The sequence below is a fragment of the Ottowia flava genome, assembly GCF_008017535.1.
Taxonomy (GTDB): Bacteria; Pseudomonadota; Gammaproteobacteria; order Burkholderiales; family Burkholderiaceae_C; genus Ottowia; species Ottowia flava.
The window spans coordinates 17388-30261 of sequence record NZ_VRUA01000015.1 but is presented as its reverse complement, the minus strand read 5'-3'; the positions used below and the strand labels follow the sequence as shown (position 1 = coordinate 30261).

General features: G+C 67.2%; 10 protein-coding genes. All 10 read left to right on the top strand.

What is annotated here, in order from left to right; translation table 11 throughout:
* Nucleotides 1-84 precede the first annotated feature (84 nt).
* The 10 genes from metC to FVQ98_RS14280 all read left to right on the top strand — a co-directional run bounded on the left by metC (nt 85) and on the right by FVQ98_RS14280 (nt 12864).
* Nucleotides 85-1278 (top strand): cystathionine beta-lyase, encoded by a 1194-nt coding sequence (gene metC / locus FVQ98_RS14325; RefSeq protein ID WP_147914133.1) that lies wholly within the window; start codon nt 85-87, stop codon nt 1276-1278.
* 48 nt (nt 1279-1326) lie between these two features.
* Nucleotides 1327-2316, top strand: a complete 990-nt coding sequence (locus FVQ98_RS14320) for a Bug family tripartite tricarboxylate transporter substrate binding protein (RefSeq protein WP_147914132.1) — start codon at nt 1327-1329, stop codon at nt 2314-2316.
* A 15-nt stretch (nt 2317-2331) separates the two neighbouring features.
* The gene (locus tag FVQ98_RS14315; RefSeq protein ID WP_187265748.1) at nt 2332-4455 is read left to right on the top strand and encodes an acetate--CoA ligase family protein; all 2124 of its coding nucleotides are present in this window, start codon (nt 2332-2334) and stop codon (nt 4453-4455) included.
* A gap of 97 nt (nt 4456-4552) precedes the next feature.
* Nucleotides 4553-5290, top strand: a complete 738-nt coding sequence (locus tag FVQ98_RS14310) for an enoyl-CoA hydratase/isomerase family protein (RefSeq protein WP_187265747.1) — start codon at nt 4553-4555, stop codon at nt 5288-5290.
* Between the two features lie 156 nt (nt 5291-5446).
* A complete protein-coding gene (locus FVQ98_RS14305) occupies nt 5447-5983 on the top strand; it encodes a DUF3305 domain-containing protein (protein WP_147914198.1) in 537 nt (178 codons plus the stop codon).
* The gene (locus FVQ98_RS14300; protein ID WP_147914129.1) at nt 5973-6761 is read left to right on the top strand and encodes a DUF3306 domain-containing protein; all 789 of its coding nucleotides are present in this window, start codon (nt 5973-5975) and stop codon (nt 6759-6761) included. The genes FVQ98_RS14305 and FVQ98_RS14300 overlap by 11 nt, the downstream gene beginning before the upstream one ends.
* Nucleotides 6721-8829, top strand: coding sequence for a 4Fe-4S dicluster domain-containing protein (locus FVQ98_RS14295; protein WP_147914197.1), 2109 nt, complete (start codon nt 6721-6723; stop codon nt 8827-8829). Before FVQ98_RS14300 ends, FVQ98_RS14295 begins: the two co-directional genes overlap by 41 nt.
* Nucleotides 8826-9443, top strand: coding sequence for a TorD/DmsD family molecular chaperone (locus tag FVQ98_RS14290; RefSeq protein ID WP_147914128.1), 618 nt, complete (start codon nt 8826-8828; stop codon nt 9441-9443). Before FVQ98_RS14295 ends, FVQ98_RS14290 begins: the two co-directional genes overlap by 4 nt.
* A gap of 211 nt (nt 9444-9654) precedes the next feature.
* On the top strand, nt 9655-9867 hold the full coding sequence (locus FVQ98_RS14285) for a formate dehydrogenase (protein WP_147914127.1): 213 nt from the start codon (nt 9655-9657) through the stop codon (nt 9865-9867).
* A 24-nt stretch (nt 9868-9891) separates the two neighbouring features.
* A complete protein-coding gene (locus FVQ98_RS14280) occupies nt 9892-12864 on the top strand; it encodes a formate dehydrogenase subunit alpha (RefSeq protein WP_147914126.1) in 2973 nt (990 codons plus the stop codon).
* The last annotated feature ends 10 nt before the right edge of the window (nt 12865-12874 follow it).

Sequence of the window (12874 nt, the reverse complement as noted above, 5' to 3'; positions counted from 1 at the left end):
AGATTGGAAAATAATTCCAATCTTGGGAGCAATCAAGCGAAAGTTTAGGACTTTTTTCTGCGGATGAATGCCTAGACTTTCTGCATGCTCCGCACCACCTCATCCACCCCCAAGCGTTCCCACGACACCTTGCTGATCCACGCTGGGCGTGACCCAGGAGCGCATTCGGGCATGGTCAACACGCCCATCTTTCGTGGCTCGACCATCCTGTCCAACTCGCTCGAGGAATGGGAGTCGCGCAAGCAGCCCGACAACCCCATGGCTTCCTACGGCCGATTCGGCACGCCGACCACGCGCGCCTTCGAATCGGCGCTGGCTCGGCTCGAAGGGGGCTACCAGTCGATCGTGTTTCCCTCCGGGCTGTCGGCCTGCACCCACAGCCTGCTGGCGATGGTGCGCAGCGGCGACCACGTGCTGCTGAGCGACAGCGTCTACGGCCCGACCCGCGCCTTTGCGGACCGGGTGCTCACGCGGCTGGGCGTTGCGGTGGAGTATTTCGACCCGTGCATTGGCGCGGGCATCGCGCGCCAGTTGCGGCCCAACACGCGCGTCGTGTACGTGGAATCGCCGGGCTCCGTCAGCTTCGAGGTGCAGGACGTGCCGGCCATCGCCTATGCCGCCCACACGGTCGATGCGCTGGTGCTGATGGACAACACCTGGGCCACGCCGCTGCACTTTCGCGCGTTCGAACATGGCGTGGACGTGTCGATCCAGGCGGCCACCAAGTACATCGTGGGCCACTCAGACGCGCTCCTCGGCGCTGCCACGGCGAACGAGCGTGCCTGGCCGTTGCTGAAGAACGCTGCGCACGATTTCGGCCAGACCGCCGGCGCCGACGATATCTATCTGGCGCTGCGCGGGCTGCGCAGCCTGTCGGTCCGCCTGCGCCAGCATGCTGAAAGCGGGCTGCGTCTGGCTGAGTTCCTGCAGTCGCACCCGGCCGTCGCCCAGGTGCTGCACCCGGCGCTGCCATCGGACCCCGGTCACGCCCTGTGGACGCGCGATTTCACCGGCGCCAGCGGGCTGTTCGCGATCGTGCTGAAGCCGGTCGGCCGCGACGCCTTGTGCCAACTGTTCGATGCGCTTGAGCTGTTCGGAATAGGCCTGTCCTGGGGCGGGTTTGAAAGCCTTGCCCTGCCGATGGACGCACCGCTGCGTACGATACGCCCATGGGCTTTTGAAGGACCTCTGATCCGCATCCACGCGGGGCTGGAGGACTGCGACGATCTGATGCGCGACATGGGCCAGGCGCTGGACTTCATGCGCCGACACGGCTGATCCGCGCGGGCCCATGCCCTGCATTCATTCCCATAAAAGGAGAACAAGATGACTTACTTTTCGCGCAGAACTGCGCTGGTGGCCGGCGCCGCTGCCGGCATGGCGCTGCTGGGGCCTTCGGCCTGGGCGCAGGGCGCCGACAATTTTCCCAACAAGCCGATCCGCATCATGTACCCCTTCTCGCCGGGCGGCGGGATGGAGGTGGTGCTGCGCAGCATGGCCGAGCACATGCAGCGCACGCTGGGCCAGCCGGTGATCGTCGACAACCGCACGGGTGCCGGTGGGTCGATCGCCGCCAACGCCGCCGCCACCGCCGCGCCCGACGGCTACACGCTGTTCGTCGGGCCGGTCGGCATCATGGCGATCACGCCGCAACTGCGCAAGCTGCCTTACGACGCGCAAAAGGACTTGATTCCGGTGGCCAAGCTGTCCGAATTCAACAGCGTCTACATCGTGGCCAACAGCCTGCCGGTCAAGACGCTGCCCGAGTTCATCGCCTACGCCAAGGCCCATCCGGGCAAGGTGACCTTCGCCTCGTCGGGTGTTGGCTCTCAGGTGCACCTGGCCGGTGAAATCCTGCAGAAGAACTGGGGCATCAAGATGACGCACGTGCCCTACAAGGGCGCGGCCGACATCACCACCGACCTGCTGGCCGGGCGGGTGGACATGAGCATCGACGTGACGATGCTGCAGTACGTGAAGAGTGGCCGCGCACGCCTGCTCGCGGTGCAGTACCCGAAGCGCCTGCCCGACTTCCCGAACGTGCCCACGGTGGTCGAATCGGGCGTGCCCAGTCCGGGCACCGGCGGCACCTGGTTCGGGGCCTTCGCGCCCAAGGGCACACCGGCGCCGGTGGTCGACAAGCTGTCTGCCGCGTTCGAGGCCGCCCTTCAACAGCCGGATGTGGCCACACGCATGCACCCCTACGCCATGGAGCCCGCGTACGCCGGCCCGGCGGCGTTCAAGAAGCAATGGGACCACGACTACGCGCAGTACGGCAAGGTCATCCGCGAACAGAACATCAAACTGGAGAACTGAGACATGGAGCAAGCCGTGACCGCCCCCTCGATCGAGGCGGTGCGCTGCGCCCTCGACCCCCGAGGTGTGGCGATTCTGGGTGCGTCGGACGACGTGATGAAGTGGGGCGGCAGCATCCTGAATCTGCTGCGCAAGTTCAAGTACCCCGGAGCGATCTACCCCGTCAATCCGCGCGCGGACACCGTGCAGGGCCTCAAGGCCTACCCGAGCGTGAGCGCGATCGGTCAACCTGTGGATGTGGCCGTCATCGTGGTGCCGCAGGCGCTCACGCTGGCCGCGTTCAAGGATTGCGCCAAGGCGGGCGTGAAGGTGGTGCTCATGGTCACCTCGCAATTCGCCGAAAGTGGTGCGGAAGGCGCGGCGCTGCAGGAGCAGTTGCTGCAGGTGGCTCGGCGCGCGGGCATGCGCATCATCGGCCCCAACTGCATGGGCTACTTCAGCAGCCACAACGACCTGTGCCTGCTCAACGCGCAGGCGCTGATGCGCAACGACGTCCTCATCAAGGGCAATATCGCGCTGATCAGTCAGAGCGGCGCGCTGGCCGGCGCCATGCTGGCACGAGCCTACGACCTGGGCGCGGGCTTCAGCTTCTGCGTGTCGCTAGGCAACCAGGCGGATCTGGAGGTGTGCGACTTCCTCGAATACGCCATCGCCGACCGAAACTCCCAGGTCATCGCGCTTTACGTAGAAGGCGTCAAGGACGGCGCCCGCTTTCTCGAACTGCTGCGCGCTGCCCGCGTGGCGGGCAAGCCGGTCTTGGTGGTCAAGGCAGGCCGAACGGCGCTGGGCCAGAAGGCGGTGCAGTCGCACACGGCCAGCCTGGCCGGTGAATTCGGCGCTTTTGAAGCCAGCGTGCGCCACGCGGGAGCGGTGCTGGTGGACGATTTTCTGGAGCTGGTCGCCCAGGCCGCAGCCTGGGGTCGACTGCCTGCGCCCAGCGGCCCGCAGGTGGCGGTGCTGTCGGGCTCCGGTGGCGGCGGTGCCGTGGCGAGCGATCTGGTCGGCGAAGCAGGGCTGGAAGCCGCCACGCTGAGCAGCGAGACGGTGCAGAAGTTGCTCGCGCTCATGCCCGAAGCCGGCGCGCGCCTGCCGTTCGATCTGGGGGCGGTGCCTGCGCCCCAGCGCGCGGGCGACCCGCAGTGGCTGCGCAAGGTGCTCGACACCATGCTGAGCGATCCCAACGTGGGCGCAGGCCTGTTCCTGATGACCACGATGCCCGAGATGGTGCCCACGGCGCAGACCGTGGTGGACATCAACCGCGAGTCGTCGAAGCCGGTGGCCTTCGTCAACGCGGCCAGCAGCGCCGGCACCGAAGCCGGCGCTGTGCTCAAGGCGCAAGGGCTGGTCAACTTTGCCAACATCAAGGAAGCGCTGGCCTACCTGCGCAACCGCCTCGCCTACGCCAGCGCAACGAACGAAGCGCCGGCCGCGCTGCGCTTTGACGCAGCCGCGGTGCAGCAGGCCGTGGCGGCGTGGCCCGACGGCCTGGTGTCGGAATTCGAGGCCAAGCGCCTGCTGGCTGCGGCCGGCATCCCGACCACGCGCGGCGAGTGGGTGCGCAGCGCCGACGACGCCGTGCGTGCCGCCGCCGCCATCAGCTACCCGGTGGTCATGAAGCTCATGTCCGCGCAGATCAGCCACAAGAGCGACGTCGGCGGCGTGGTGCTGGGCGTGGCCGACGAGGCCGCGGTGCGCCAGCAGTTCGTCGCGCTGGAGCAGGCCACGGGCCGCGTGCCCGGCGCGCAGTTCGACGGCGTGCTGGTGCAGCAGCAGGTGCGCGCCGATGCCGAGCTGTTGATCGGTACGCACTGGGACGCGCAGTTCGGCGCCATGCTGACCATTGGCCTGGGCGGCACGCTGGTCGAGCTGCTGAAGGACACCGCGCTGCTGCCGGCCAATGCCGGGCCGCAAGCGATCCGCCGCGCCATCGAGGGCTTGCGCCTGTACCCGCTGTTGACGGGCTACCGTGGCAAGCCGCCCGTCAACGTGGACGCGTTGGTCGATCTGGCGCTGCGCTTCGGTCAGCTGGCCACGCTGCTGGGGCCGCGTCTGGCGGAGTGCGAGGCCAACCCCGTCATGGCGCGGGGCGATACGGTCGTTGTGGCCGATGCGCGCGCCGTGTGGCAAGCCGCAGCCTGATCGGAATTGCACCAAATTTGAACGAAATCGGCCGCTGGCCCTACGGGGATCTGCGCGGCCAGCTATCAAAACCATTGCATCGACTGGACATCACCGTATGACACTTCCGATCACCTACGAAGCCAGGGGCCGCGTCGCCCACATCACGCTGCGCCGGCCTGAGCGCCGCAACGCGCTCAACGCCGAGATGAGTTCGCTGCTCAATGAATATTGGTTGCGCTTTGCCGCCAGCGATGAGCGCGTCGCGCTGCTGAGCGCCGAAGGCGACCATTTCTGTGCCGGCGTGGACGTCAGCGACCCGTCCAAGGAAGCCTGGAAAGGCGTGCCCAACGTCGGCGTCAAGCTGGAAAAGCCGTTGATCAGCGCCGTGCAAGGCTGGGCGGTGGGCGCGGGCTTCACGCTGACCATGATGAGCGACCTGTGCATCGTCGACGACACCGCGCAGTTCATGTTCCCAGAGGCCAAGCTTGGCCTGTTCGGCGGCATCACGGCGGGCCTGGTGTCGCGCATCCCACAGAAGGTCGCGCTCGAATTCCTGATGCTGGGCGAGCCGCTGCCCGCAGCGCGTGCCTACGAGGTCGGCCTGGTCAACCGCGTGACGGCCAAGGGCGGCGCGCACGCGGCTGCGCTGGAGTGGGCCGAACGCCTCGCGGACGCCGCACCGCTGGTGATCCAGACCATCAAGCGCGCCACGCTGGAAACCCTGCCCAAGTCACCGGCCGAGATCGCCTACCCGCAAATGGGCTACCTGACCGAGATCGCCCAAAGCGACGACTACAAGGAGGGCGTGGCCGCGTTCAAGGAAAAGCGCAAAGCGGACTTCAAGGGCCGTTGAGTCGCCACGCCTGCGCACTCAGCGCGCGCGCAGGCACAAACACCCACCCGGGCCGATGCATTCGCCGCGGCCGATAATGGTCTGGTGACATTGCCAGATCAAGCCCTCGCGGCCACGAACACCCCGGGCCGCCCCACCGTTAACGTCTCGGTGCTGATGCGCCGCGTGGCCAACCATGGCGCTGCCGCGCGGTGGCAGGCGTGGCGCTGGGTGCTGGACGATGTGGTGCCCCAGCAGCCGCAGCACGGCGACGCACCGCGCCTTTTGGTGGACAACGACAGCGGCGCCAGTTGGGTCTTCCCGGGCTTTTGCGTCACGCTCTACCGCGACGACGCCGAAGGCTATTACCTGAACGCCTCGTCGCCCGCGCCCGGCTGGTTCGTGATGTGGCGCATGGAAGACGGGCCGGACGGCGAGCCCTTCCCGCAGCCTCAGGCGGTGAGCCTGAGTTACCACGACGCGGGCCGCTGGCTGGACGCGCAGGAAACGGTCGAGCAGGTGCCGGCAACCCCCGACGTGGTGGACTGGATCAGCGCGTTTGCGCGGGCCCACTACCAGGCCGAGCCCAAGCGCCGCGCGCGGCCGCAAAGCTTTCAGCCGCTGCAGGACCGCTTTGGCAACCCGGCGCGCGTGTCCACTGGCGAAAAGCGCCGTGGTGGCGGCGGCAGTGGAGGGGCTTCGCATGGCGGATGAAGGATTTCTGGGTCGCTGGTCGCGGCGCAAGCAGGGCGCGCGTGAAGGGCAGGTGCTGCAGGAGCCGGCGCGTGCTGAACCCGCAACCGCCGCGCCTGCCGTGCCAGCAGTCGGACAGCGCCCTGATGACGGCGCGGTCGCGGCGCTGACGCCGGCGGCGCCCGCTGCAGATGCGCCACCGGCCGAGGCACCGCCCGAACTGACGCGGCAGGACGTGGCGAAGCTCACGCGCGAGTCGGATTACAGCGCCTTCGTGGCGCGCTCGGTTTCGCCCGAGGTGCGCAACGCGGCGATGCGCAAGCTGTTTTCCGACCCGCACTTCAACGTGATGGACGGGCTCGATATCTATATCGACGATTACTCCAACCCGACGCCAATGCCCGCCAGCATGCTGGGTCAGCTGGCGAGCGCACGCTTCATGAACCTGGTTGACGCGCCCGAAGGCGAGGTTGACACGGGCCAGCTGCGCGGCGGGGATGGCGCTGAAAAGCTTCAAAAAGAGGAGCTGCCAGCGCAGATGGGTGTAGGGCTGGAGGCCAATTCTGTTGAAAATTCGCAAGCTGCGGCGACCACCCCGTTGACAGGACGGGAACGCACAGGTGAAGCGGCCGTTGAGGCCCCCGGTGTGGCACCATCGGTCCTATGCAACGATTTACCTACCTTGCCCGAGGCCGCTGCGCCGCAGGCGCCTGCCGGGGGCGCCCATGCCGACGCTGATCTGCGACTGCAACAGCACGATGCCGCTGGACGCCCGGCGCATCGGCCAGGCACTGAATGAAAGCCTGACGCCGCACAGCACCCTGTGCCGGCGCGAGGCGCCCGACTTTCAGCGCGCGCTGGCCAGCGGCGAACTTGTCACCGTCGCCTGCACGCAGGAGCAGCGCCTGTTCAGCGAACTGGCCGAACAGACCGAAGGCGCGGCGGCCGGCGTGCCCATCCGCTTCGTCAACATCCGTGAAACCGGCGGCTGGAGCCGCGATGCCGCGCAGGCCACACCCAAGATGGCCGCGCTGCTGGCGGCCGCGCGCCTGCCGGCACCGCAGCCGGTGGCCACCGTGACCTACCGCAGCGCGGGGCGGTTGCTGATCATCGGCCCCGTCGACGCGGCCGAGCGCGCTGCGGCGCTGGTGCAGGACGTGCTGGACGTCACCGTGTTCAGCACCGGCGCCGGCAACGCCGGTGGCGCGCAGGACCGCCGCTGGCCGGTGCTGGCGGGGCAGTTGCAGTCGCTCACCGGCTGGCTGGGCGCGTTTGACATCGGCTGGCGCGCCAACAACCCGATCGATCTGGACCTGTGCACGCGCTGCAACGCCTGCATCGCCGCCTGTCCGGAAAACGCCATCGGCCTGGATTACCAGATCGACCTGGCGGCCTGCCAGAACCACCGCGCCTGCGTGGCCGCCTGTGGCAGCGCCGGGGCGATCAATTTCGACCGCGTGGCCGAGGCGCAGACCGAGCGCTTCGACCTGGTGCTGGACCTGCGCGTAGCCCACGCCACGCCCACCTTCCTGCAACACGCGCTGCCGCAGGGCTACGTGCGCTGGGACGGACGCGATGCGCAGGCGCTGCTGACGCTGCGCGAGCTGGTGGGCGAATTCGAAAAGCCGCGCTTCTTCCATTACAAGCCGTCGATCTGCGCCCACGCGCGCAACGAGCAAGTGGGCTGCCAGGCCTGCATCGACATCTGTTCGGCCGAGGCCATCAGCAGCCGCAAGCAAGAGCAGCGCATCCACGTCAACCCGCACCTGTGCGTGGGCTGCGGCGCCTGCACCACGGTGTGCCCGACCGGCGCGCTGACCTACGCCTACCCGGGCGCGACCGACATGGGCGCGCAGCTGCGCTCGCTGCTGGGCACGTACGCGCAGGTCGCGGCGGGCAAGGGCGAAGCGGCCACGCTGCTGCTGCACAGCCAGAACCAGGGCAGGGCGCTGGTCGAAGAACTGGGCCGCGCCGCGCAACTGCGCGTGGCCCATGGCGTGCCCGCGCACGTGGTCCCGCTCGGCCTGTGGCACACCGCCAGTGTGGGGATCGAGCTGTGGCTCAGCGCCATCGCCTGGGGCGCGCAGCAGGTGGTGGTGCTGACCACCGACGAAGAAGCGCCGCAGTACCTGGACGGCCTGCGCGCGCAGATGGACGTGGCGCAGACGCTGCTGGCCGGCCTGGGCTACACCGGCACGCATTTCAAGCTGGTGCAGGCGCGCACGCCGACCGATCTGGACGCCGAACTGCAGGAGCTGGCCCACACGCGCCAGCGCCGCCCGGCCAGCGCCGCCACCTTCGCGCCGCAGGCCGACAAGCGCGCCAACCTGTCGCTCGCGCTGGACCACCTGGTGGCGCAGGCGCTGGCCGATCCGCTGCCCGAGGCGATTGCCTTGCCGGCCGCTTCACCGCTGGGCACCGTGCAGGTCGACAAAGGCCGTTGCACGCTGTGCCTGTCCTGCGTCAGCGCCTGCCCGGCCGGCGCGCTGCTGGACAACCACGAGCGGCCCGAGCTGCGCTTCATCGAAGCCAACTGCGTGCAGTGCGGCCTGTGCGCAACGACCTGCCCCGAAGACGCCATCACGCTGCAGCCGCGCCTGTCGCTGGCGCCCGAGCGCAAGCAGGCGCGCGAGCTGAACGCGGCGCAGCCGTGGGGCTGCATTCGCTGCGGCAAGCCGTTTGGCACCGTGCAGGCGGTCGAGGCGATGCTGGGCCGGCTGGCCGGACACGCCATGTTCCAGGGCGCGGCACTCGAGCGCCTGGAGATGTGCGCCGATTGCCGCGTGGTCGACATCTACACCGATGCACAGGAAGTGCGCATCGACCAGGTGCCCGACCGCATTGGCCCCGGAGGGTGGAAACCATGAGCGAACTGCGACTGACCGATGACGGTCTGGACGAAGAAGTGGCGCGTGCCGAGGTCTACGGCCTGCTGGCGCTGCTGTTCCAGGCGCCGCCGTCCCCTGAGCTGCTGGCCAACCTGCGCCTGGCCGTGACCGAAGCGCCCGTGCCCGGCGCGTTTCTGGAAGAGCCTTTCCGCCAGTTGGTGGGCGCGGCCCGCGCACGCACCGATGCCGAGATCGCCACCGAGTACGACGCGCTGTTTGGCGGCGTGGGCAAGCCGGACGTCCTGCCCTACGGCTCGCACTTCATGAGCGGCTTTCTCAACGACAAGCCACTGGCCCAGTTGCGTGCCGATCTGGCCCAGCTCGGTCTGGGGCGTGACGAGGCCACGGGCAACACGGAAGACCACATCGCCTACCTGTGCGAGGTGATGCGCTACCTGATCGCCGGCGACGACGTCGCTGTCGCCAACCTGGCGCAGCAACAGCACTTCTATACGCGGCACCTGCAACCGTGGATTGGGCGCTTGGCCGAGCAACTGCGGGAACGCCCGGCCGCGCCCTTCTACCAGGCCGTAGGGGATTTCCTGTATGCGTTCGCTGAGGTTGAAGCCCAGGGGTTCGACCTGGTCGAATGATTCGGCTTAGAGCGTTTTCAGGCTTGCTCCCTACAGGGGACAGCGCAGCAAGCTATAAAAATAAGAGTAAATGGGGGTCGATGGGAGCAGTGCGCGAATGCCGCACCGTGCTTGTCGGGATAACCCCCCAGTGAGTATGGGGTTGCACCGTTATCATTCGAGAGTAACCTATGCAAACAAATTCCTATTCGGCCTTCAGGAGGTGTCCACGATGAAGTCCAAATCCTCTTCGCAACTGTCGCGCCGTGCGGTGTTTGCCGGCGTGGGCACCGCAGGGGCGGTTGCCGCGGTGTCGTCTGCGCTTCCCCTGGTCAAGCCACAGGCGCCGGTCGCCGCGGCGCCCGCCAAGCCAGCGCCCGAGCGCGGCGGCGGTTACACGCTGAGCGAGCACGTGCAGCGCTACTACAAGACCACCCGAATCTGATGCGCTGACACAAAGGCTCCCACCATGTTGCTTACCAAGAAATCCGGCGTCGGCGCAGGTGCCCCGATCGCTTCTTCGTTTGTTCACCGCCTGCGCCATGGCCTGTCGCAGGCCGTCCCCACCATGGACCGTCGCGCGTTCTTACGCCGCTCGGGTCTGGGCGTGGGCGCGGGTCTGGCCGCGTCACAACTCGCGCTGGTCAAAAAGGCCGGTGCGGCCGAGGGCGCCAAGTCGGTCGACGGCAGCGGCAAGGTCGAAGTGCGCCGCACCGTGTGCACGCACTGCTCGGTCGGCTGCGCGTCGGACGCGGTGGTCGAAAACGGCGTCTGGGTGCGCCAGGAGCCGGTGTTCGACTCGCCCATCAACCTGGGCGCGCACTGCGCCAAGGGGGCATCGATCCGCGAGCACGGCCACGGCGAATACCGCCTGCGCTACCCGATGAAGCTGGTGAACGGCAAGTACCAGCGCATGAGCTGGGACGACGCGCTCAAGGAAATCAGCGAGCGGATGCTGGCGTTGCGCAAGGAAAGCGGCCCAGACAGCGTGTACGTGGTCGGCTCGTCCAAGCACAGCAACGAGCAGTCGTACCTGCTGCGCAAGTGGATGAGCCTGTGGGGCAGCAACAACTGCGACCACCAGGCGCGGATCTGCCACAGCACCACGGTGGCCGGAGTGGCCAACACCTGGGGCTACGGCGCGATGACCAACAGCTACAACGACATGCAGAACAGCAAGGTCGCGCTGTACATCGGCTCCAACGCCGCCGAGGCGCACCCGGTGTCGATGCTGCACATGCTGCACAGCAAGGAAACCGGCTGCAAGATGATCGTGGTCGATCCGCGCTTCACGCGCACGGCGGCCAAGGCGGACGAATACGTGCGCATCCGCTCGGGCACGGACATTCCCTTCCTGTTCGGCCTGCTGTACCACATCTTCAAGAACGGCTGGGAAGACAAGAAGTACATCAACGACCGCGTGTTCGGCATGGACAAGGTCCGTGAAGACGTGCTGGCCAAGTGGACGCCCGACAAGGTGGAAGAGGCCTGCGGCGTCAAGGAAGAGCAGATGGCCCGCGTGGCCAAGATGATGGCGGACAACCGCCCCGGCACGCTGGTCTGGTGCATGGGCCAGACCCAGCACACCATTGGCAATGCGATGGTGCGGGCCTCCTGCATCGTTCAGCTGGCCTTGGGCAATGTGGGGGTCTCGGGCGGCGGCGCCAACATCTTCCGCGGCCACGACAACGTGCAGGGCGCGACCGACGTGGGGCCCAACCCGGATTCGCTGCCAGGCTATTACGGCTTGGCCGAGGGTTCGTGGAAGCATTTCGCCAACACCTGGGGCGTGGACTTCGAGTGGATCAAGAAGCAGTACGCCAGCCCCGCGATGATGGGCAAGAGCGGCATCACCGTCAGCCGCTGGATCGATGGGGTGCTGGAGCAGAACGACCTGATCGATCAGGACCATAACCTGCGCGCCGTCTTCTTCTGGGGCCACGCGCCCAACTCGCAGACCCGCGGCCTCGAAATGAAGAAGGCCATGGACAAGCTGGATCTGCTGGTCGTGGTCGATCCATACCCGTCGGCCACGGCGGCGATGGCCGCCATGCCGCCGGCCAAGGATGGCCAGGTGAACCCGAACCGCGCGGTCTATTTGCTGCCGGCCTGCACCCAGTTCGAGACCAGCGGCTCCTGCACCGCATCCAACCGCTCGCTGCAGTGGCGCGAGAAGGTGATCGACCCGCTGTGGGAAAGCCGCAGTGACCACATGATCATGTACCAGCTCGCGCAGAAGCTGGGCTTCGACAAGGAACTGGTCAAGAACTACAAGATGCAGAAGATCAAGGGCATGGACGAGCCCTTGCCCGATGACATCCTGCGCGAGATCAACAAGTGCGTCTGGACCATCGGCTACACGGGGCAGAGCCCCGAGCGCCTGAAGGCCCACATGAAGAACATGGCGTCGTTCGACGTGCGCACGCTCAAGGCCAAGGGCACCGTCAAGGACAAGGAGACGGGCGTCGACATGACCGGCGACTACTTCGGTCTGCCCTGGCCGTGCTGGGGCACGCCCGAATTCCGCCACCCCGGCTCGCCCAACCTCTACGACACGCACAAGCACGTCATGGACGGCGGCGGAAACTTCCGCGCCAACTTCGGCGTCGAGCGCGACGGCGTCAACCTGCTGGCCGAGGACGGCTCGCACTCGTTGGGTTCCGACATCACGACCGGCTACCCCGAGTTCGACCACATCCTGCTCAAGAAGCTGGGCTGGTGGGACGAGTTGAACGAGGCCGAAAAGAAGGCGGCTGAGGGCAAGAACTGGAAGACCGACTCGTCTGGCGGCATCATCCGTGTGGTGATGAAGAACCACGGCTGCCACCCGTTCGGCAACGCCAAGGCGCGCGCCGTGGTCTGGAACTTCCCCGACCCGATTCCGCAGCATCGCGAACCGCTGTACGGCACGCGCCCGGATCTGGTGGCCAAGTACCCGACGCACAACGACATGAAGACCTTCTGGCGGCTGCCGACGCTGTTCAAGACGGTGCAGGACCGGAACGTGGCCGAGAAGATGTACGAGAAATTCCCGCTGATCCTGACCTCCGGCCGCTTGGTCGAGTACGAGGGCGGCGGCGAGGAAACGCGCTCCAACCCTTGGCTGGCTGAACTGCAGCAGGAGTGCTTCGTCGAGATCAACCCGAAGGCCGCCAGCGAGCGCGGCATCCGCAACGGCGACCGTTGCTGGGTGGTGACCCCCACCGGCGCACGCCTGAATGTGCAGGCGCTGGTGACGGAGCGCGTGGCGCCCGACACCACCTGGATGCCCTTCCACTTCTCGGGCCGCTGGGAAGGCAAGGATCTGCTCGAGTACTACCCCGAGGGCGCACATCCGATCGTGCGCGGTGAGGCGGTCAATACGGGTACGACCTACGGCTACGACAGCGTCACCATGATGCAGGAAACGAAGACCACCATCTGCAACGTCGAGAAAGCGTGAGGCAAACGTC